Origin of the sequence: Paenibacillus sp. MZ04-78.2, assembly GCF_024213375.1 — a bacterium.
In the GTDB taxonomy this organism is placed as follows: domain Bacteria; phylum Bacillota; class Bacilli; order Paenibacillales; family NBRC-103111; genus Paenibacillus_G.
In genome coordinates this window covers 152,230-174,320 of record NZ_JANAVJ010000008.1, presented here as the reverse complement: position 1 = coordinate 174,320, position 22,091 = coordinate 152,230, and the positions used below count along the sequence as shown (strand labels likewise).

General features: G+C 53.7%; 19 protein-coding genes and 1 pseudogene. 18 read left to right on the top strand and 2 right to left on the bottom strand.

The window, feature by feature from the left end; all coding sequences use genetic code 11:
- The first annotated feature begins 94 nt into the window (after nucleotides 1-94).
- Nucleotides 95-1,468 (top strand): EAL domain-containing protein, encoded by a 1,374-nt coding sequence (locus NLX71_RS09220; RefSeq protein ID WP_254363312.1) that lies wholly within the window; start codon nucleotides 95-97, stop codon nucleotides 1,466-1,468.
- Nucleotides 1,469-1,603: 135 nt separating this feature from the next.
- Nucleotides 1,604-2,743 carry a cyclic dehypoxanthinyl futalosine synthase gene (mqnC, locus tag NLX71_RS09215; RefSeq protein WP_254363311.1) on the top strand — a complete coding sequence of 380 codons (1,140 nt, stop codon included), beginning with the start codon at nucleotides 1,604-1,606 and terminating at the stop codon, nucleotides 2,741-2,743.
- Nucleotides 2,744-2,831: 88 nt separating this feature from the next.
- On the opposite strand, the gene NLX71_RS09210 is transcribed toward mqnC, so the two are convergent.
- Complete coding sequence (locus tag NLX71_RS09210) at nucleotides 2,832-4,364, bottom strand: L,D-transpeptidase family protein (protein WP_254363310.1); 1,533 nt, start codon at nucleotides 4,362-4,364, stop codon at nucleotides 2,832-2,834.
- Between the two features lie 211 nt (nucleotides 4,365-4,575).
- Here NLX71_RS09210 and ytxC point away from each other — a divergent pair, with 211 nt between their 5' ends.
- From ytxC to NLX71_RS09155, 11 genes and pseudogenes are all read left to right on the top strand, one after another.
- The gene (gene ytxC, locus NLX71_RS09205; protein WP_254363309.1) at nucleotides 4,576-5,508 is read left to right on the top strand and encodes a putative sporulation protein YtxC; all 933 of its coding nucleotides are present in this window, start codon (nucleotides 4,576-4,578) and stop codon (nucleotides 5,506-5,508) included.
- Nucleotides 5,509-5,837: 329 nt separating this feature from the next.
- Entirely contained in the window at nucleotides 5,838-7,775 is a 1,938-nt protein-coding gene (thrS, locus tag NLX71_RS09200) for a threonine--tRNA ligase (protein WP_254363308.1), read from the top strand.
- Between the two features lie 193 nt (nucleotides 7,776-7,968).
- A complete protein-coding gene (locus tag NLX71_RS09195; RefSeq protein ID WP_254363307.1) occupies nucleotides 7,969-8,622 on the top strand; it encodes a 3D domain-containing protein in 654 nt (217 codons plus the stop codon).
- A 65-nt stretch (nucleotides 8,623-8,687) separates the two neighbouring features.
- Entirely contained in the window at nucleotides 8,688-8,834 is a 147-nt protein-coding gene (locus tag NLX71_RS09190) for a hypothetical protein (protein WP_167670167.1), read from the top strand.
- A 229-nt stretch (nucleotides 8,835-9,063) separates the two neighbouring features.
- A pseudogene (locus tag NLX71_RS09185) lies at nucleotides 9,064-9,386 on the top strand (M3 family metallopeptidase); the annotation flags it as partial.
- Between the two features lie 265 nt (nucleotides 9,387-9,651).
- Nucleotides 9,652-10,614, top strand: a complete 963-nt coding sequence (locus NLX71_RS09180; RefSeq protein WP_254363306.1) for an ABC transporter ATP-binding protein — start codon at nucleotides 9,652-9,654, stop codon at nucleotides 10,612-10,614.
- A gap of 27 nt (nucleotides 10,615-10,641) precedes the next feature.
- Nucleotides 10,642-11,598, top strand: coding sequence for an ABC transporter ATP-binding protein (locus tag NLX71_RS09175; RefSeq protein WP_254363305.1), 957 nt, complete (start codon nucleotides 10,642-10,644; stop codon nucleotides 11,596-11,598).
- Nucleotides 11,599-11,638: 40 nt separating this feature from the next.
- Nucleotides 11,639-13,303, top strand: a complete 1,665-nt coding sequence (locus NLX71_RS09170; RefSeq protein WP_254363304.1) for a peptide-binding protein — start codon at nucleotides 11,639-11,641, stop codon at nucleotides 13,301-13,303.
- Between the two features lie 52 nt (nucleotides 13,304-13,355).
- Nucleotides 13,356-14,327: an ABC transporter permease gene (locus NLX71_RS09165; protein ID WP_254363303.1), complete on the top strand. Its 972-nt coding sequence runs from the start codon at nucleotides 13,356-13,358 to the stop codon at nucleotides 14,325-14,327.
- 3 nt (nucleotides 14,328-14,330) lie between these two features.
- Nucleotides 14,331-15,215, top strand: a complete 885-nt coding sequence (gene opp4C, locus NLX71_RS09160; protein ID WP_254363302.1) for an oligopeptide ABC transporter permease — start codon at nucleotides 14,331-14,333, stop codon at nucleotides 15,213-15,215.
- Between the two features lie 213 nt (nucleotides 15,216-15,428).
- Complete coding sequence (locus NLX71_RS09155; protein ID WP_254363301.1) at nucleotides 15,429-15,845, top strand: YugN-like family protein; 417 nt, start codon at nucleotides 15,429-15,431, stop codon at nucleotides 15,843-15,845.
- A gap of 269 nt (nucleotides 15,846-16,114) precedes the next feature.
- Here the strand turns inward: NLX71_RS09155 and NLX71_RS09150 are convergent, their stop codons facing one another.
- Nucleotides 16,115-16,294, bottom strand: coding sequence for a hypothetical protein (locus tag NLX71_RS09150; protein ID WP_254363300.1), 180 nt, complete (start codon nucleotides 16,292-16,294; stop codon nucleotides 16,115-16,117).
- Nucleotides 16,295-16,515: 221 nt separating this feature from the next.
- Here NLX71_RS09150 and NLX71_RS09145 point away from each other — a divergent pair, with 221 nt between their 5' ends.
- The 5 genes from NLX71_RS09145 to NLX71_RS09125 all read left to right on the top strand — a co-directional run bounded on the left by NLX71_RS09145 (nucleotide 16,516) and on the right by NLX71_RS09125 (nucleotide 22,001).
- Entirely contained in the window at nucleotides 16,516-18,120 is a 1,605-nt protein-coding gene (locus tag NLX71_RS09145; RefSeq protein WP_254363299.1) for a S1C family serine protease, read from the top strand.
- Between the two features lie 114 nt (nucleotides 18,121-18,234).
- Nucleotides 18,235-18,927, top strand: coding sequence for a response regulator transcription factor (locus tag NLX71_RS09140; protein ID WP_254363298.1), 693 nt, complete (start codon nucleotides 18,235-18,237; stop codon nucleotides 18,925-18,927).
- Between the two features lies 1 nt (nucleotide 18,928).
- Nucleotides 18,929-20,446: a sensor histidine kinase gene (locus NLX71_RS09135; RefSeq protein WP_254363297.1), complete on the top strand. Its 1,518-nt coding sequence runs from the start codon at nucleotides 18,929-18,931 to the stop codon at nucleotides 20,444-20,446.
- 37 nt (nucleotides 20,447-20,483) lie between these two features.
- Nucleotides 20,484-21,437 (top strand): 4-hydroxy-3-methylbut-2-enyl diphosphate reductase, encoded by a 954-nt coding sequence (locus NLX71_RS09130; RefSeq protein WP_254363296.1) that lies wholly within the window; start codon nucleotides 20,484-20,486, stop codon nucleotides 21,435-21,437.
- Nucleotides 21,438-21,467: 30 nt separating this feature from the next.
- The gene (locus NLX71_RS09125; protein WP_254363295.1) at nucleotides 21,468-22,001 is read left to right on the top strand and encodes a DUF2062 domain-containing protein; all 534 of its coding nucleotides are present in this window, start codon (nucleotides 21,468-21,470) and stop codon (nucleotides 21,999-22,001) included.
- The last annotated feature ends 90 nt before the right edge of the window (nucleotides 22,002-22,091 follow it).

Genomic DNA, 22,091 nt, shown 5'->3' with positions numbered 1-22,091 from the left:
TTTTGTGAAAAATAGGAATATCTCCCTATTCACTATAACGAACTCATGATATGATAGTAGAGACAAGTTGTTGCTGCCGGTGAGGGGGGAATTTATGACGTTTTCATTTGCTTCAAGTGAGTGGAAAGAACGAATCCGGATGCTACTCCGGCTGCCTTATCCGAGCAGAGCGCTCCGCTTTTTTCCCCCGGAGTTTACGTTTCGTGATCCGGTGCTCTCGCTGGTCAAACGGTACCGGAGCCAAGGAAAATCGTGCGGGCTTATTTTGCTGTACTTGGAAGATTTTCATCATATGTTTTCCACTTATTCCGAATCAAGGCTTTACGCCTTGCAGGGTCGTATCCGGCAGACGATTCTGGAGCTGCTGCCCACCTGCTTCCGGGATAAAGATGTCATCGGAGTGCGGCAATTTGCGCTCGACGATTACGGCATATTCGTTAAAGAACAAGCCGTCTGCGGGTTCGACGAGCTGCAACGCAAGGCGAAGGAGCTGCAAAAGGAGGTTTCACGCAGAATGCGATTAAGCGCGGACGCCGCCGCACAGGCTTCCGTATCGCTGCAAAGCGGATGCTATATCATCGGTCCGGACCTGGAGAACACGTCCGCCGGCATTCAAACGGCCTACCACTATGCCCGTTGCATCGCCACGCGGAAGCTGCCGCCGAATTTTTGCCCGACCCGGGAGCATCTGCTGGACATTTTGAAGCAGGAAAGCATTTTCGTTCTCGCTCAGCCGATTCTCAATTTGGCCAGCGGCGAATTGTACGGTTGGGAAATTTTGACCCGCGGTCCGCAAAACTCACCGTTCCACACGCCTGCCGAGCTGTTCGATATGGCCTACCAGGCCGATCTTTTATCGCGATTCGAATTTCTGGTCATCAAGAAGGCGTTCATGGAAATTTCGTCACGGGCGATTCGAGAGCAGGTGTTTATTAACGTCACGCCGGTTTCGCTTGGGCATCCGCTGTTTCTGCATCAACTGCTGGAAACGTTGAAGCAATATCCGGCCATTTCGGCCTCGCAGGTCGTTCTGGAAATTACGGAACGTCACGCGATTCGAGATTTTCAATACATAGGGGCCGTCATAAACACTTGCCGCGCCCATGGGTTTCGCTTTGCCGTGGACGATGCAGGAGCCGGCTATTCGAGTCTGCAGTCGATCTCCGAGCTGTTGCCCGACATGATCAAAATCGACAGATCGGTCATTGCCGAGATCGATCGGATGTCCGTCAAGCAATCGCTGCTGAAGGCGCTGCTGCACTTCGCCGACAACATGAACTGCCAAGTGATCGCCGAAGGCGTGGAACGGCCGGAAGAGCTCAGTATGCTTTCAGAGCTGCGGGTGCATATGGTGCAAGGCTTTTATTTTGCCCGTCCGCAGCCGCTCGTGACCGACCAGGAACGGGTACAGCAGCTTCAATTGGCCAAAGAAAAAATCGTAGGGCACCGGCATACGCATCCCGCTTGATGGCTTTGTCCGGACGCTCACAAATTGGTCACAAACACGGCCGCCGCTTTCCACCCCACGGAAAATGGCGGTCTTTTAGTATGGCAGGGGCGGAGTATTTTATGGTAGGATGAAAGCATAAAGGAGATGAAAGCGATGAGTTCCATCGACCGGATATTGGATAGCGCGCTGGCCGGAAACCGGATCAGTCTGGAAGACTGTGTGGCGCTCTACGAATCGGACGAAATCGAAAAAATGGGCCATGTGGCCAACCAAATTATGCTGCGGCATCATCCGGAGCCGGTGACGACCTTCGTGATCGGCCGGAATGTCAATTATACGAATATTTGCGATGTCTACTGCCGTTTTTGCGCCTTCTACCGCGCACCGGGCTCGGCCGAAGGCTATGTGTTGCCGGACGAAGTTATTTTTCAAAAGATACAGGAAACGATCGACGTGGAAGGAACCGAAATTTTGATGCAGGGGGGCACGAACCCGAACCTGCCTTTCAGCTATTACACCAATCTGCTAAAGGAAATAAAGAAGCGGTTCCCGAACATTACGATGCACTCGTTCTCCCCGGCCGAGATTATGAAAATGAAAGAAGTATCCAACGGTCTGTCTCTTGAGGAAGTCATCCGCGCCATTCACGAAGCCGGACTGGATTCGCTGCCCGGTGGCGGCGCGGAAATTCTCGACGACCGCACCCGCCGCAAAATCAGCCGTATGAAAGGCTCGTGGCGCGAGTGGATGGATGTCATTCAAACCGCGCATAAGATCGGTATGCATACGACCGGAACGATGGTGATCGGCTTCGGCGAAACGATGGAGGAACGCGCGCTGCATCTGCTTCGCATCCGCGACGCGCAGGACGAATGCATCGCGAACGGCTACAATACGCCGGGCTTCCTGGCTTTCATCTCCTGGACGTTCCAACCGGATAACACGAATCTGAAGGCGGAGAAGCTGGGGCCGCAAGACTATCTCAAAAACGTCGCGATCAGCCGCATCATGCTCGACAACATTCCGAACTTCCAGTCGTCCTGGGTGACGATGGGACCGGAGGTTGGCAAGCTGTCGCTGCACTACGGCTGCAACGATTTCGGCTCGACGATGATCGAAGAAAACGTCGTATCCGCGGCAGGGACGACGCACAAGGTGAACATCGGTTCGACGCTGCAGCTCATTCGGGAAGCGGGCAAAATTCCCGCGCAGCGCAATACGCGCTATGAGATTTTGCGCCGCTTCGACGACGAAACGGTTCAGGTGCACAAAGACTTCATTATGCAAAATTAGCCGCAAAAGTAAAGACGCTTGCTCTTCGACCTCGGGCTCGAAGGCAGGCGTCTTTTTTCGTATGCGCGTTCCCGGCTCGCTCCAACGCTTAGCCTAACCAATGAAAGACACGGTGTTTAGCCGTTTCCTCGGCCTCCCAGCCCAAGCCGTCCTTGCCCGACGGAAGCAGCAGTTCCGGCTGGACTAGAACCGGGGCCCTTTCGCTTCCGCCCGTTCCCCCGCTGCCAATGACGACGCGAGCGCCCCGGGGCACAAGCGGATACAGAGCGGACATCGCCTCATTCGTCAGCCGAATACAGCCGAGCGACCGGTTTGCGCCGATCGATGCTTCGTCGGAGGTGCCGTGGATCGCGAGCTCGCCCATCCCCAAGGCAGCGGTGCCATATGCCCCCGGACGGCTTCCTTGCGGCTCACGTACCCGCTCCAGGACAGCCAAAGTGCCGTCGGGAGTTCGGCCGTCGGCGCCGAGCCCGACAGGCAGCTCCGCGAGCACCAGCGGGCCGGCGTTCAGCCGGAGCAAGTGAGCGCTTTTGTCGATCGTCACCGTAATCGGCTCGAAAGGAAGGCTTGCGGAGGCGGCTGTTGTCCCGGATACGCCTTCCCCCCATGCGACATTCGGATAAAACCTGCGTGCGGGGTCTTGGGCGCGGGCATCGTAAACCCATCCGCCGCTCCCATCAAAAACGGTTCGGACATGAGCCGAACCGGTAATCGTTTCTATAGGCATATAGCTGGCGTAGTTATGGGGATAAGGCTGAAACAGCTGCTCGATGGAGGAGGGGGCCGATCCGTGATCCGCAGCATAAGCCTCAAGCGCCGTCCGGATCAATTGGGCTCCGGCCGTCGTTCGGAGCTTTTGAAATTCCGGGTGAAGGAACCGGATTTTGACTGAAGTATCGACGGCCGGATTGTATTCCGCCACGACAAACGCCTTGATCTTAATCTGCTCGTCGTTCAGCGGCACCGCTTGGTTATCCGCGGTTCGAACGCCGGAAGCCACGCCGTACAGGATAATCGTTTGCTTCGGCCGATCGCTTGCTAGCTGCAGCGCTTTTTTATGAAGCGCCTCCTCCACCGCTTTTTGCGGCTCCCCGTAAGGGAAATGCAAGACGAAAGGAGTTTCGACGCTTTCGTACGTGACTTCTTTCCCGACGCTCCAAGGCATAAACGTCGACACGACCTTCGAAGCGGCGGTCGGTCCGTACAGCAAGGCTAGCAGCAGCACGTTGATGAACAGAAGCACCAGCAGCAGCATTTTTAAACCGGCAGCAGCGATATTTCTTTTCGTGCGTGGCGCAGTTGTGCCTGAAGCGGCTTGAGGTTCGGGGATGGCCGGTGCTTGCTCCTTCGTCAGCCGCCGGATCGAGCCGGAAGCGGGAAAATAATACGGCGATGGATACGTGCTCATCGCTTCTTTATAATGCTGAAGCGCTTTGCCGATATTGCCGTTATTCTCGAAATATTGTCCCAGCTTGTAGTGCGCCTCGGGAGAGTGCGGGTCGAGATACGCGATCACCTTTTCGTGATATTTGGGATCGCTGCGGTTAAGGTAAATATTTTTGTGCAGGCGAACCAGCTTGTCCGCAGCCGGCGATTTGAACCTTTGGCGAAGATGCTGCATACCAAACCTCCGAGGATCGTATTTTTGTGATTGATACGTATTGTATCATATGTATACGGAAAAATACAATTAGTATCATGGCGAGTGGCTCTTGACGAATTCTACTCACAGTTATTGCTACATCCCCGGTGTCTGTATTTTGTATATCTGCGAAGGTCCAGCCATATACTTTAAAGGAATCGTAAGGCCCGAAAGGAGAGTGTGACCCTGGATGAAGCTGTTGACGATCGTAATGGTGAAGCGCTCCGAAGCTCAGGCTGACCGGCTTTTGCGTCTTGTCGAGCTTTTCGGCGAACAGCTACATAAGGAGAACAAGATCCGGATCGTTCTGGACCGGCGGAACGGTCTGCAGCGAGTCGAAGTGAGCGCGGTGATGCCGGCTTTTCAACTGCAGGCCGACGGTCACGCGCTATATGCAGCGGCAGCCGGCGCCGTGGCGGACTATTTATTGGCTGAAGAAGAGCGGCGTCTGCTGCGTCATATGATCCGCCATGAGTTTCATTACAAGCAGGACGAAGAGACGGACAGCATCTTGGGCTTTTGCAGCCAAATGCTGGGGGAGCGGGGCGATTCGGCGGCGATCAAATCGGACAAGAGTGAATCGTACCTGCGGCGGAAAAACAAGCTGACCGCCCTGCTTACCGAATACATTGAAGAGCATACGGAGCTGAATTTGGACGGCTTTCTGCGCTTCCGGGCGCCGGATTACTTGAACGAGCTCCGCGAAGTGGTCGAATATGCCGTCGACGAATTTGTTATGGACCGGCAGTATCGCGAATTCATTTCATTGCTGCAATATTTCGTCTATATTCAGGAAGCGAAAATTCCGTTCGTTCATCTGATTCATAAAGGCGGCAATGAGTTTATGCTGCTTGGCGAGCATCTGGAGAAGATCGAAACGAACGATACGGATGCCGTCGTGACGGTCGAGACGCTGGAGAAGGATATGAATTTCGAGGATATGATTGTCAGCACGCTGATTACGGTGTCTCCACAGCAGATTTATATCCATACCCGCGAGCCGGATTTGCAGGTAATTAAGACGATCCGGCAAATTTTCGAAAATCGCGTCGAGCTGTGCGGATACTGCCGGCTGTGCCAAAACCTTGACCGTTTGACAGCGGCTGAATATAATAAGGGATAGGCAAAGATCGAAGACACGATCGGTTGAAGTGCTGTCCAGAGAGAGGGGACGCCGGCTGCAATCCCCTTCAGCGAACGTCAATCGGTTACCCCTTCGTAGCCGTGATTTGGAAAGTGTCCCCTTGCCTGATTCGATCAGCAGCCGGAGACGCGTAGTATAAATCGCCGGATCATTCCCGTTACCGAATGAATGAAGGATTCGCAGACGGGTCGTGTGTTGGAACGAAGAGCTGCGGATTGAATTTGGGTGGAACCACGAGCTAAGCGTACTCGTCCCTTTCGGGATGATACGCTTTTTGTATTTTCTACAATATATTGGAGGTAGTGGACATGGCTGTAAAAGTAACTTTTCCTGATGGAGCGGTGAAGGAATATCTGCAGGGAACGACGGTGGAAGAAGTAGCAGGCTCGATCAGCTCGGGACTGAAAAAAAATGCCGTCGTAGGCAAACTGAACGGGAAATTGGTCGATTTGAGCACGCCGCTGCAAGAAGACGCCGCGCTGCAAATCGTTACGCTGGACAGCGAGGAAGGCTTGGAGGTATACCGTCACAGTACGGCGCATTTGATGGCGCAGGCCATTAAACGGCTGTACGGCAATAAAAGCGTCAAGCTCGGCATCGGACCGGTAATCGAAGACGGATTCTACTACGATATCGATATGGAAACGTCGATCACTCCGGAGGATCTGGTCAAAATCGAAAAAGAAATGGAACGCATCGTTCAGGAAAACTTGCCGATTCGCCGCCGGGTGGTCAGCCGCGAGGCGGCGCTGAGCATTTTCGGTGAGCTGGAGGACCCGCTCAAGCTGGAGCTGATCCGCGACCTGCCGGAAGATTCGGTGATTACGATTTATGGCCAAGGCGAATTTTTCGACTTGTGCCGCGGACCGCATCTGCCGTCCACCGGACGGATCAAAGCGTTCAAGCTGCTCAGCGTAGCGGGCGCTTACTGGCGCGGCGATTCCAAGAACAAAATGCTGCAGCGCATCTACGGCACGGCGTTCCCGAAAAAATCGGAGCTGGACGAGCATTTGCACTTGCTGGAGGAAGCAAAAAAACGCGACCACCGCAAGCTCGGCAAAGAGCTGAAAATGTTCACCTTCTCCAACGAAGTCGGCCAAGGACTACCGATCTGGCTGCCGCACGGCGCCAAAGTACGCCGCACCCTGGAGCGTTATATCGTCGATCTGGAGGAGCGTCTCGGCTACCAGCACGTATACACGCCGGTGCTTGCCAACGTGGAATTGTACAAAACGAGCGGCCACTGGGAGCATTATCAGGAAGACATGTTCCCTAAGATGGAATTGGACAATGAGGAGCTTGTACTGCGTCCGATGAACTGCCCGCACCATATGATGGTGTACAAGAGCGATATGCGCAGTTACCGAGATCTGCCGGTGCGAATCGCCGAGCTCGGCACGATGCACCGCTACGAGATGTCCGGAGCGCTTACCGGCCTGCACCGCGTCCGGGCGATGACGCTCAATGACGCGCATATTTTCTGCCGTCCGGATCAAATCAAGGAAGAGTTCGCGCGCGTCGTGAACCTGATCCGTCAAGTGTACGAGGACTTCGGCATCAAGGAATACCGTTTCCGTCTGTCGTACCGTGATCCAAAGGATACTGAGAAATATTTCCAAAACGACGAAATGTGGGAAATGTCGCAGCGGATGCTTCGCGAGGTGGTCGAGGAGCTCGGTCTGCCATTCTTCGAAGCGGAAGGCGAGGCGGCCTTCTACGGTCCGAAACTGGACGTGCAGATCAAGACGGCGCTTAAGAAAGAAGAGACGCTGTCGACCGCGCAGCTCGACTTCCTGCTGCCGGAGCGCTTCCAATTGGAATACGTCGGAGCCGACGGTCAGAAGCACCGCCCGGTCGTCATTCACCGCGGCATTATTTCGACCATGGAGCGGATGACTGCTTTCTTGCTTGAGAACTTCGCCGGCGCGCTGCCGACCTGGCTGTGTCCGGTACAGGCGAAGGTGCTTCCGGTATCCGGCAACTTCGACGAGTACGCCAAGGAAGTCGAAGCGAAGCTGCAAAACGCTGGTATCCGGGTCGAAGCCGATCTGCGCAACGAGAAGCTCGGATACAAAATTCGCGAAGCGCAGCTTGAGAAAATTCCGTACATGCTCGTTGTTGGCGAAAACGAGGTGCAAGCGTCCGGCGCTTCCGTCCGCAAGCGCGGTCAAGGCGACCTCGGCGCACACAGCGTAGATAGCGTCATCGAGATGATCCGGGAAAACATTCGGACCAAGCAAGCGTAAGCTGCTATACGATATGATTTGGCAGAAAGGCCTGCTCCTTGTTGAAGGGGCAGGCTCTTTCCATTTGTCCATGGGAAGCTGGGGGGGCTTGTAGGTTGAGGGGTTACGGCTTGCTTGTTTCGCGGGAGACTGTGTATAGAACTTGCGAATGTTGGAGACCCTCTTTTAACAAGGGGAGGTTTAAACCAAGCTCATGTTACCAAAAACCGCAAGCCATGCCAAATGGATCTTGTTCATCGCGTTGATGCTGTCCTTCTTGCTATGGTTTGAAAAACAACAGGATTACAAACGGTCTACGGCGCTGAACAACGAGCTGTCGATCGCCGCTTTACCCGTATCCTTGCATTCGCCTGGTGTCAGCAAGCCGGAGGTCAAGTCTCCCGACTCGAAACCCGTATCTGCCGCGAGCGGCCGCCGTAAGATGAATTACAAGCTGTTTCCCCACGAAGGACAAGATTTATCCAGCTATAAAGCCGTTGAAGTGACGGCAACCGGATACTATGCCGGGCGGGAATCGACGGGCAAAAACCCTGGACATCCCGAATACGGAGTTACGTTTTCCGGAATGAAGGTTACCCGGGATGTCGAAGCGTTCTCTACGATCGCCGCTGACCCGAAGGTGTTTCCGATCGGAACGGTGCTTTATATTCCCGGCTACGGCTACGGGGTTGTCGCAGATACGGGAAGTGCCATCAAAGGCAACCGGATCGACTTGTACTTCGAGACAAAGAATCAGGTCTACAAAGAGTGGGGCAAAAAAACGCTGAACGTCTTCGTGGTGAAGAAGGGCGACGGGAAAATTAACGAAGCGCTCTGGAAGCAGCTGAAAAGCGAGCTGCTGTTTTAAAATTTTTCTAGCATAACGTCTCTTCTTGAAACCCATAATAAAGGGTGTCAGGGGAGGTGATAGCGATGGCTAAAAATAAAAATCAAAATGTGAATCTAAATAAAAATCTCAAAACCGATACAGAGTTTTCGGAAGAAGTTTTGGCTAATAACGTGAAGCAGCCGGCTCAAAACAATGCGAGCGAGAGCGCCAGCGAATCGGCCAGACAATAACGAAATACCGCAGATCCCAAGGAGGAGGCCCGAATGGAAATTCGCGGCTTCCTTTTTTTCGAACTCATCTGCTTCCGTATATTGACAAAAATAGCTTGCTCCCTTATGTTTCTAACGAAGGTCAATGCTTATCCGGCCAATAGTTACAGAAGGGATGAAGCGATGATGACCAGGAAGTTCGAAGATTTTGTATACGAACGCCCGGTCTCAGCTCGAACCCTACACGCTACTCGTCAGCAAAACCGGCAAAGCGGTTGGCGGCTACTGCTCGTATATCAAAGCGGAGCAGGTACCTTTTATATTCTCCAACTTTAACGGTACGAGCGGAGATGTCGACGTGCTGACGCATGAGGCCGGACATGCGTTCCAGCATTACATGAGCCGCCACCATGAGGTGCCGGAATACATGCATCCGACACTTGAGGCGTGCGAAATTCATTCGATGAGTATGGAATTTTTTTCCTGGCCTTGGATGGAGCTGTTTTTCCGCGAAGATACGGACAAATACAAGTACAAGCATTGAGCGCGGCGATCCTGTTCATTCCTTACGGTACTAGAACTTGGAACTTGGAAAGCCTGCTTTGAGGAAACTAACATATATTTTCCTGTGAGATGAAAACAATTTACATTTTCATCTCTTTTTTTGTTTTTAATTTACTGGTGTTTCAGGAGAATTCAAAAAAAATTGTAAAATTTTAAAATTTCTAATGACAAGTACGTCAATTAACTTCATAATGAGACTTGATGCTGTCATCCGAAATAATTCCAGCGAAGTGAATTTTTATGACACAATGAATGTGGAAGTGAAGGTGATCCCTTGTCTGAGGCACTTTTGGAAGTGAAATCGCTTAAAACGGTAATTAAAGACAAAAAGAGGGAACTGACAGTTGTCGATGGCATCGATTTTAAAATCGGAACGAACGAAGTGGTTGCGCTCGTAGGCGAATCCGGCTGCGGTAAGAGCATGACTTCCTTGTCGATCATGCAACTGCTTCCCCGAGTAGGGGAGATTGCGAGCGGCGAAGTCCGTTTCGGCGGTCGCAATTTGGTCGGCCTCAGCAATCGGGAGATGTCAGGCGTTCGCGGACGCCGAATCGCGATGATCTTTCAAGAGCCGATGACCTCGTTGAATCCGGTGCTTTCCATCGGGAAGCAGCTAACCGAAGCGATTACCCGGCATCTCGGCGTAAGTAAATCGGAAGCGGTTACAACCGCGGAGGATTGGCTGCGGCGCGTCGGATTTCCAGAGCCTTCGCGGATTCGGAAAGAGTATCCGCACCGTCTGTCGGGCGGCATGCGGCAGCGTGTCATGCTGGCGATGGCGATGGCCTGCAAGCCGGAGCTGCTTATTGCCGACGAGCCGACGACGGCTTTGGATGTGACGATTCAGGCTCAGGTGCTGGACCTGATCCGACAGCTGCTTCGCGAGACCGACATGTCCGTGCTGTTCATCACGCATGACTTGGGCGTTGTTGCCGAAATGGCTACGCGCGTCATCGTCATGTATGCCGGTCAAATCGTCGAGACGGCAGACGTTAGAACGCTGTTTACAGATGCCAGACATCCGTACACGAAAGGCCTGCTCCAATCGACGCCACGCATGCAGGGGGCTATAGAGCGGCTTGTCCCGATAGCGGGAAGCGTTCCGCCCGCAGGTGCTTTTCCGGCCGGCTGCCGGTTTGCCGAGCGTTGTCCGATGGCGAAAGCGGAATGCAGCGAGCGGCTGCCCGAGCTGCGGGAGATTGGAGCGGGACATCAAGTTCGCTGCATTTTGACCTAGTACGGATTAGAGGGAGATGATCGACACGTGGGGGCTCCGCTTCTGGAGATTAAAGGGTTGAAAAAATATTTTGGCATCGGCGGCAACTTGAAAAATGGAGCCGTCAAAGCGGTTGACAATGTCAGCTTTACGATATTTAAAGGGGAAACACTGGGTATTGTGGGCGAATCCGGCTGCGGCAAGTCGACGGTCGGACGGTTGGTTTTACGCTTGCTTGATCTGACCGAAGGTGAAATCGTGTTTAACGGAACTTCGATCGGCAGTTGGAATCAACGGCAGCTTCGGCCGATTCGGAAAGAGATGCAGTGCATCTTTCAGGACCCGTATGCATCGTTAAATCCGAGAATGACGGTGGGTAAAGCGATTGCTGAGCCGCTTGTGGTCCAAGGCGGCTTGAAGTGGTCGGACGCGATGAAGCGGGCGGAGCAGCTCTTGGATACGGTCGGACTAAGGTCTTATGCGATTAGCATGTACCCGCATGAATTTTCCGGCGGACAGCGGCAGCGTATTGCGATTGCCCGCGCCATTGCGTTAAGTCCGAAGCTCATCGTGGCGGATGAGCCAGTCTCGGCGCTGGATGTCTCGATTCAGGCGCAGATCGTCAACCTGCTGGAGGAGCTGCAGACGCGGACGAAAGTGTCGTACTTGTTCATTTCGCACAATCTTAGCGTCGTCCGACATATTTCCGATCGGGTCGCCGTCATGTACTTGGGTCAAATTGTTGAGTTGGCCAGCCGGGACCAGTTGTTCAGCAGCTCGAAGCATCCGTATACCCAGGCGCTTCTGTCGTCCGTTCCCGAACCGGATGTGGACGGCAAGCGGGAGCGGATCATCTTAAGCGGAGAAGTGCCGAACGCAGCAAATCCGCCGACAGGCTGCGCGTTCCATCCGCGGTGTCCGCATGCAGTGGAGCGCTGCCGGATCGAGAAGCCAGTCTTCCGGGAAGCGGAGCCGGGGCATTACGCCTCGTGCCATTTCATATAAACGCCTACAGAAGGCATCGAAAAGAGAGGGGAACTTGCCTATGTTGTTCAAAAAAATCGGCAAAGCGGGAAATATCGCTCTTGCCACGTTGATGACCACCGCGCTGTTGCTGAGCGCCTGCACGTCCGGAGGCGGCGGAACCGCCGCAACGAGCGAGAAGCCGGTCGATGGGGCGTCGGCTACCAGCAGTAAAAAAGAAAAGGTGGACGGCGGCGAAATCAATACGGCTTATTTGCTTGATCCGCAAGGTTTTATCGGTTTTTGGGCAACCACTACGGTTTCCAGTGAAGTGATTGATTTGGTGTTCAGCTCATTGTACCGCGTCAACGACAAGCAGGAAATCGTCCCCGATCTGGCGGTCGGGCAGCCTGTGTTCTCGCAAGACAAGAAAGAAATGACGATTAAAATCCGCAACGATGCCCAATTTAGCGACGGCAAGCCGGTAACGGCCAACGACGTCGTATTTACATACAACATTCCGATGAATCCGGATTACAAAGGACCGCGCAAAGGAACGTTCGAAAAATTGGCGAAGATTGAGAAAACGGACGATACGACTGTTAAATTTACATTCAAAGAGCCGCATGCCGGATACATCGATATGTTAACTTTTAATATTTTGCCTCAGCATTTGCTGAAGGATGTTGCCGTAAAAGACATGGAAAAATCGACCTTCGCGAAGAAGCCCGTCGGATCAGGCCCGTACAAGCTGGAAGAATGGAAGCAAGGCCAACATTTGCGCTTCGTTCGTAACGACAGCTATTTCGGCGGCAAGCCGGCCATTGAAAAAATAACGTCGAAGATTATCCCTGACGCAAATGCCATGATGGCACAGCTGCAAGCCGGTGAAATTAATGTCGTTGCAGTGCCGGCCGACAATTTGCAAGCTATCGAGCAGTTTGCCAAAGCGTCGGGCAAAATCAAGCTGCAAAAAGAGATTGGCACAGGGGTCTATATGTTTGCAGCCTGGAATTTGACCAATCCGCTGTTCCAGGATAAATCGGTGCGTCAGGCGCTTACGATGGCAATCGACCGTCAAGGGATCGTAGACAACATCGTCGAAGGACAAGGAAAGCTCGTACACAGCCAAACGTCTCCGTCCTACTGGTCGTTCACGGATAATGTGCCGAAATTCCCGTACGATCCGGAAAAGGCGAAGAAGATTTTGGCTGATGCAGGCTGGAAAGATACGGACGGCGACAATATTTTGGACAAAAACGGTCAAAAATTCGAGTTTGAAATGCAAACGATTCAAGGGAACAAGGTTCGCGAGAAGGCGCTGACCGTAATTCAGCAGCAGTTGAAAAAAGTCGGCATCAGCGTTCAGCCTCGAATTGTCGAGGGTTCTGCTTTTACGAAAAACTGGATGGGTAAAAACTTCGTCGCTCTATTCCATGGCTGGAGCATTTCGGGAGACCCGAACCCGCAAGGCATTTGGCATTCCACGGCGATTGAGACGGGATCGAACTATATTTCTTATAAAAATCCCGAGGTCGACAAGCTGATCGACGAGGATTTGAAAACCTTCGATATGAATAAACGGAAAGAGCTGATGGCCAAAATCGACGCTATAATTGCGGAAGAGCAGCCGTATACGTTCTTTTACTCGCCAACGTCTACCATGGCTTATCCGGCTAATCTCGAAGGCTTTAATCCGAAGCGCGACTCCTTGAAGGAAATCGAAAAGTGGTATTTCACGAAATAAGAAAATCCATTGATCGTTATGATCGAAATTATGATGAAAGAAGTGACATCCGGTGGCCCGATATGCCCTTCGGCGTTTGCTGAACGCCATTCCGATTCTGATCGGCATTACGATCATTTCTTTTCTGATTATCCATATGGCTCCGGGCAGTCCGATCTCCCAGTACGTTGACGATCCGACGATCAAGGCCATCGATAGAGAGAATATGATCAAGGCTTACGGCTTGGATCAACCGTTATACATTCAGTATTGGAAATGGATCAGCGACCTGGCGCAAGGGGATTTCGGCACTTCGTTTCAAAAAAACCAACCGGTCTCGGAATTGATCTGGGACCGGCTGCCGAATACCTTGCTGCTGACGGTCACAAGCTTTGCTCTAGCCTTGGCCATCGCGATTCCACTCGGCATTTTGTGCGCGGTTAAAGCGAATTCGCGTCTCGACCAGCTCATATCCGGCATTACGTTCGTCGGCATTTCGCTGCCCGGGTTTTGGCTCGGCCTTCTGTTGATGATGTTCTTTGCCGTAAAGCTCGGATGGCTGCCGTCGGGCGGACTGCAGACGATCAATGCGCCGTCCGGCTTATGGGACCGGGTGCTTCATCTGATTTTGCCGGTGTTTACGATTGCTTGCTCTGAAGTGGCGGTCTGGATTCGGTATGTCCGCTCCAGCATGCTGGAGGTCATCAATCAGGATTACATGCGCACGGCCAAAGCCAAAGGGCTGCGGGATGGGAGGATATTGACCGTACACGGCTTGCGCAACGGACTGATTCCGCTGGCAACGCTGTTCGGGCTATCGCTGCCCAGCTTCTTCGCGGGCTCCGTTATTGTCGAGACGATCTTCAGCATTCCCGGAATCGGCCGGCTGTTCACGGAAGCGGCTTTCCAGCGGGATTATCCGGTCATCTTCGCCATTACGACAATGACTGCTTTTCTCTATGTCTTCGGCAGCATATTAGCCGACCTATCTTATGCGATCCTGGACCCCCGGGTTAGCTACAGCAAAAGCGAGGCGAAGGTATAATCCATGAATGAAGCCGTAACTACGAATAAGGCCCAGCTTCCTGCGGCCGCCGCCAAACCGAAACGTCGGGCTTGGGAACGATTCAAGGCTAACCGTCTGGCCTTTGTCAGCCTGTGGGTTATGGGGGTACTTATTCTACTCGCGTTGTTTGCGCCCGTCATAGCACTTCATGATCCGGCGGAACAGGATCTGATGAGCCGCTTGAAGCCGCCAAGCGCCGAGCATTGGTTCGGGACTGACGATTTAGGGCGGGATTTGTTCAGCCGGGTGCTTTACGGCGCCCGGGTATCGCTCGCCGTCGCGATTTTTTCCGTTATCCTTAACCTGTTGATCGGGATTACCGTAGGCTCGCTGGCCGGTTATTATGGAGGGAAAGTCGACGGCTTTCTGATGCGGATCGTCGATATTTTGCTGGCCTTTCCGACCTTCTTCGTTCTGATCACGGTCGTTACTGTCCTGAAGCCGAACCTATTCAATATTATCGTCGTGTTCGTAGTATTCGGCTGGATGTCCAAAGCGAGACTGCTACGAGGGCAAATTCTTTCGGTCAAAAACCGCGAGTTCGTCGATGCGGCGCGGACGATCGGCATGTCGGATTTCCGGATTATTTTCGTGCATATTTTGCCCAACGCCATCGCCCCGGTCATCGTCTCCGCAACGCTGCAGATGGGCACCATGATTTTGACGGAGTCCAGCCTTAGCTTCCTCGGTCTGGGGATTCAGCCGCCTACCGCGAGCTGGGGGAATTTGCTGCAGAGCGCGCAAAGCTTGACGATTTTGAACAATGCGCCTTGGTATCCGTTCATCCCCGGCTTTATGATCTTTCTGACGATCATGTGCTTCAACTTCATTGGCGATGGATTGCGCAGCGCTTTTGATTCGAAATAAAACAAAGAGCGTAAAGGAAAGAAGCGGTTCCGGAAATTTGAGGAGCGGCTTCTTTTTTCTTTGCAGACCAGGGTATGAAAACGGACAAGCAAAGCCGGTCGTTCCGATGAACCTGTTGGCGTTTATTTTCCACTTGATGGGCATAATTTTACTTGACCCGGTACATGCTAAGCGTGATTTTGTTGCAGCGATCATATTTTGGAGGAGATGCCGATGGTTCCTTTAGACTCGACTTTGCAAGGGCGGGAAGAGCCTTTTGAACATGTGCGAAGCTATTTGCATGAGCATGAATTCACATTAGGCGGCAACTGGGATTATGAGCACGGTTCCTTCGACCGCTATTTGGATGAGGGACATAAAGTGTGGCTGCGCATCCCGTTTGAAGTCACGAGCGGCGTACTGGACGGAGACACGGATTCTACGGACGCTTTTGTCCGAATCGGTACCCCGTTCGTACTCAAACATGTCTATAACGAAGGATTGGATCATGAGGCGCAGGTCCGGACCTTTGGAGCGTTAGTGGATCAGTTTCAGGAGCCGCTCGATAAAGACGGCACCGTGGAGGACAAGTGGGTGGATCAGGCGGCTTCGCTGCTGCGGGAGATCGAAAGGGGATATACAACCCCCTAAATCCCCCTTAGTAAGGGGGACCCCAGGGGTTTCGCCCCCTGGACGACGAAAGGTTGTCGGGGGAGGGGGAGCGTCGCCATAATCGGAATCGCTGGTACAAGGACCGCGACTGTCCGCCCGCGCCTGGCCTGACGGCAGGCAGCGTGCGTCCTCGCTTCCATGCGGCGCACCAGCACTAGCGATACGCCGAGCAAGGACCGCGACTGTCCGCCCGCGCCTGGCCTGACGGCAGGCGACGTGCGTCCTCGCTTCCATGCGGCGCACCAGCACTAGCGGTACGCCGAGCAAGGACCGCGACTGTCCGCCCGCGCCTGGCCTGACGGCAGGCAGCGTGCGTCCTCGCTTCCATGCGGCGCACGGCTGCGCGGAACTTTGCCGCACCAAAATGTAAGCGTATCCGGCGGGCCGAGGCCCGCCGGATAGACGCGTTCCTTCATCCATAGTAACAAAAAACGTGCCGCACTCCCTCCCCAGACAACCTTGCGGGTCCAGGGGCGCAGCTCCTGGGGTCCCCCTTACTAAGGGGGATTTAGGGGGTTGCTCTCTCTTTTTACCTCCATTTTATTTTTCTTTAAGGTTTCTTTAAGGTTGCCCGTGCAAGATAAAGGCATGACAGCAAGACAAGAATAGCAATCATCCTGAAGCCTTATATGAAGCGGAGGTTTTTCTGATGGATCACAACAATAACAATAATAATAACAACAACGTAAACGATCTTTTTCGTCGCCCGACCGACGAGTTGAAGCATAGCGAGTCTGAGGGGGATAACCGAAAGGTAACCGGAGGGGAGGAAACGGCGGCGAGCCGCGAGCAAAGCTCTCATTACTTTTCCTACGGTCCTTACAAATCCGGTACCTCGGACACGACGGTTAGCGACAGTCAAGGCTCCGCTCCGGTGGAAGTAACGCCGCCGAAGGCGCTGCGAACGTTCGGCTTTAACTCCGGGGAGGAGCAGCAAGGTCCGATGGGGAATTGGCAGCTCGGCGCGGCGCCGAAGAAGTCGAGCGGTTTCCGCAGCATGTTCGTCGCGTTTATGGCCGGCGTGCTCGTGGTCGGCACGCTGATGTTCGCTTCGGACAAAATGAACCTGTTCACCGGCGCTCAAGGCATGATGGCCGGAAACAGTAATCAGGGTTCCCCCGCATCGGCGCAGGTAGCCAATAATAACGGGAACGTGAAGCCTTCTTCGCTCGATTTGGCCCGTCCGATGAATATTTCGGGGATCGTGCAGCAGGCAAGTCCGGCGGTCGTCAAGATCGAGACAAAAGTCAAGACGAAAAGCAACGGGCGCTCCAGCAATCCGTTGTTCGACGACCCGTTCTTCCGCCAATTTTTCGGCGACGATTCCGGTGGCGGCAGTCAGCAGCAGCCTAAAAGCAACGAAGGTCAACTGCAGCCCGGCGGGATGGGGACCGGCTTTATTTTCGAGAAGACCGGCTACATTTTGACCAACGAACACGTGATTGACGGCGCGGATGAAATTTGGGTGAAAATAAATACCAATGGCAGCGAGAAGTCGTATAAAGCCCAATTGCTGGGCAACAGCTACGATCTTGACTTGGCCGCGCTGAAGATCGAGCCGGAAAACGGCGAGAATTTCCCGATGCTACCGATCGGCAACGCGGACAGCATGAACGTGGGCGACTGGGTCGTGGCCATCGGGAACCCATACGGCTTCGATCATACGGTAACCGTCGGGGTGCTGAGCGCCAAAGAGCGTCCGATCGATATCCGGGATAAAAACGGAACGCGCCAATACAAGCATTTGCTGCAAACGGACGCTTCGATCAACCCGGGGAACTCCGGCGGCCCGCTGCTGAACCTCAACGGCGAAGTCATCGGCATCAATACGGCTATCAACGCGCAAGCGCAGGGCATCGGCTTCGCGATTCCGACAAGCACGATATCTGCGGTGCTGGATAACCTGAAAAACAATGTGAAAATTCCGAAAGAACCGCTTCCGTACATCGGTGTGGCATTGCAAGATATCGATAAGGATTGGATCTCGGAGCTCAAGCTTGAAAATACGGAAGGGGCGATCGTTGCCGAAGTCGAGCGCAAAAGCCCGGCCTTTAAAGCAGGCATTCGTCCTTACGACGTCATTACGGACGTGAACGGAGCGAAAACCAAAACGAAAGAAGAAGTTATCGCAGCCATCAAGAAATTGAAGGCCGGCGACAAAGTAACGCTTGGCATCATGCGTGACGGCAAGAAGCAGAACGTTGACATTACGATCGGCGACCGCAACACGATCGACCCGCAGAAGCAACAGTAAAGCAATATTGAAAAAAGAAGCAGAGCGGACGACAATGAAAGCTCCGCTTCTTTTTTTTGCAATCCTCATTATTCTGGTACAATGGAGAAAGGAAAGGCGGGTGGATACGATTTTATGAGAGAGAAAATACTAGTCATTGACGATGACGAAAAAATTACATCTATGCTGCGCCGGAGCTTGGCGTTCGAAGGGTATACCGTATTTACGGCGAACCACGGGATGGACGGGTTAAAGCAAATTCTGGAGAACGAACCGGATACGGTCATCCTGGATGTCATGATGCCGCAGCTCGACGGCTGGGAGGTCGTGCGCCGGATTCGCGAAGGCGGCTCGGTCGTGCCGGTGCTCATGCTGACGGCCAAGGACGAAGTGTCCGACCGGGTGAAAGGGCTTGATCTCGGCGCGGACGACTATCTTGTGAAGCCGTTTGCACTGGAGGAGCTGCTTGCCCGGGTGCGCGTTCTGCTGCGCCGCAAGGCGGCGGACAAAACGGAGCAGCCTTCCAACAAGCTGCAGTACCAGGATACCTTTATGGATCTGGATACGCGCGAGGTGTACCGAGGCGGGCAGCTCATCGAGCTGACGACGAAAGAATTCGAGCTGCTGCACTTGTTTTTGCAGAATCCGAGAAGAGTGCTTTCGCGGGACGTGATTATGGAGAAAATTTGGGGCTACGATTACAGTGGAGAATCCAATGTGCTTGAGGTTTATATCGCTCTCTTGCGGCAGAAAACGGAGGAGCATGGGCACAAACGGATGATTCAGACCGTTCGCGGCGCCGGTTATGTGCTGAGAGGGGAAAGCTGACATGTCCATTCGCCTGCGCCTGACCCTTTGGTATACGGCGATATTATCCGCAACCCTGCTGCTGCTTGGGCTGGGACTTTACTTATTTTTGCATTATTTTTACTACAATGATTTAGAGTCCAAATTGCAGCAGCAAGCAGGGGCCGTGGCGTCCCGCATCAAGCCCCAGCTAAATATATATGGGGAATACGTTCTGATTCCGAACATTCGCGATTTGCCGAAGACAAACAACCTTTTTTACCAGGTGACGAATTTGAGTACGAGGCAGGTCATCTCTTTGCCCGACGCGGAACAGACGGGGATCAAAATTCCCGATGTGACCGAAGAAAAGGTCCAATGCATTCTGAGCGGCCAGTGTCAGTTCGAGACAATGAGTATTCAGGGTTCTTCGTTCATGGTTTATTATGTGCCTCTCGTTCAGCAGTACACCGGCAACGTATTGGGTGTCATGCAGGCCGCATACTGGATTGAGCCGTACGAGAGCTTGCTGGCGCAACTGCGTCTGATTTTGACGGTCATCGGGCTGATCAGTGTGCTGATCGCCGCCTCGATCGGCTGGTTTCTCGCGCGCAAGGTGCTTCGGCCGATCGAGCAGGTCATTGCGGCCACCAACCGGATTGAAAAAGGGGTCGATCTCGACAAGCGGATCGAATACACCGGTCCGAACGATGAGATCGGCGAACTGACGCAGACGATTAACGGCATGCTCGGACGGCTGCAGAACGCTTATTCCGAGCTGGAAGAGGCATACGGCGCGCAGCGCCGGTTCGTGTCGGATGCGTCGCACGAGCTGCGGACCCCTTTGACGACGATACGCGGCAACATGGAGTTACTGGAAAAAATGTGGAAGCAAACGGCGCTTCCCTCCGGAGAACAGGACGATGCGAAGATGGAGCTGACGCTGGAGGCGATGCACGATATTTCGGGCGAAGCGGAGCGCATGTCGCGGCTCGTGAACGACCTGCTGTCGCTGGCCCGCGCCGACGCCGGGTTCCAGATGACCAAGGGCGAGGTTGAGCTGCAGCCGCTGCTCGATGAGATTGCGCGGAAAGCGCAGCTGCTGCCGAAAACGGCCGAATGGATCGTCGGGCAGACGAAGGCGGCCAAGGGCATTTACGTCTACGGCAACGAAGATTATTTAAGACAACTGCTGTTCATTTTTCTGGAAAATGCGTTCAAGTATACGGAGCAGGGCTACGTCCGGCTTGATACGTTGCGGCACGGCGAACAGATCGGCATCCGGATCGAGGATACGGGCATCGGCATGGACAAATCCGAGATACCGCATATTTTCGAACGGTTCTACCGGGCGGACCCGTCGCGGGGCCGCAAGTCCGGAACGGGGCTGGGCTTGTCCATCGCGAAATGGATTATCGACGAGCATCAGGGCTCCGTCGAGGTCAAGACGCGACAAGACGAGGGAACGACCTTCATTATCTGGTTTCCGGTTGCAGCCGAATTCAGCAGACGGGCAGCGCAAGCCGAGGATCATTTCCTCCATCCGAGGAATCAGGTATAATGAAAGAATAAGTGAAAATTCGACAGGCAGGTGCAGCATGGACGTTATTAAAATATCTCCCCGCGGCTATTGCTACGGCGTCGTCGACGCGATGGCGCTGGCGATGCAGACCGCCAAAAATTTGGATCTGCCGAAGCCCGTATATATATTGGGCATGATCGTGCACAATGCGCATGTCACTGATTATTTTGAAAAAGAAGGCGTCATTACGCTTGACGGCCCGAACCGTCTGGAGATTTTGGAGCAGGTGGACAAGGGGACGGTCATTTTCACCGCCCACGGAGTATCGCCGGAGGTTCGCCGCCGGGCGCGGGACAAAGGCTTGACCGTCGTGGACGCGACGTGCCCCGATGTGACGAAGACGCATGATTTGATCCGCGAGAAGACGGCCGAGGGCTATACGATCATCTACATCGGCAAGAAAGGCCACCCCGAGCCGGAGGGCGCCGTGGGCGTCGCGCCGGACCGTGTGCATCTGATCGAGAATACGGAAGAAATCGACAAGCTTAACGTCGCGTCGGAGCGCATCCTGATTACGAACCAGACGACGATGAGCCAGTGGGATATCAAGCACATCATGAACCGGCTGCTGGAAAGATTCCCGCATGCGGAGATTCATAACGAAATTTGCCTTGCCACCCAAGTAAGGCAGGAAGCGGTCGCGGAGCAGGCGAAGGATGCCGATCTCGTCATCGTCGTCGGCGACCCGCGAAGCAACAATTCGAATCGACTTGAGCAAGTGTCGGAGGAGATCGCGGGAGTCAAGGCATATCGCATCGCCGACCTTTCCGAGTTGAACCCCGAGTGGCTGAGGCCGGTGCGCCGCGTGGGCGTCACCTCCGGGGCTTCGACGCCTACGCCGATCACCAAGGAAGTCATTGCGTATCTGGAACAATACGATGCTGCCGATCCCGCGACCTGGGAGCTGCGGCGTACGGTCAATATGAACCGCTTAATCCCGGTCGCCAAGCAAAAAGCAAGCGCGGAGTAGACTGCTGACGGAAGGAAAGGGACACACACCTTGGGCAAAACGACAACTGGCAAAAAACCTTTTCAACTTCGCAATGTAGGGCGTTGGTTTAAATACAAGTACTTGCTGCTGACAAGAGCCAAGGGAGGGCCGGCCATCGTCGCGCTCGGCTTCTCTGTCGGTTTGTTTGTCGAAATGTTTACCCTGCCTACGGCGGGGCTTGCTTTTTTTCTTATCTTTCCTTTGGTCTACGTATTCCGGGCCAGCATGGCCGCGGCTTTGCTCGGATTCGTGTTCGGCAAAGTGATCTACATCCCGATGTCCTTCCTGAACCGGCAAGTGGGAGGCTGGGTGCTTCCGCGCGGCATCCGGGGGCATTTATTGTCCATGCTGCCGGATTGGCTCGATACGTTTATCAAATTCAACTTGAAGCTGCTTGTCGGCGGGGTTATCGACGGGGCTGTCTTGGGGCTTATCGCCTTTTACCCGATGAAATGGCTGCTGGAATGGTACGACGGCAAGCGCAAGGAAAAACGGAGAAGACGCAAGGAACAGATGCTGCTCTCCTCGGGGTCCGAAAGCTGAAAGAAATCATCTTTCGCTTCGTTCTTGACGGGGGGCGGCTTCTCGTTGTATAGTTACTTTACTGCTTAAAAGCGTATAAGCGTCGAAGCG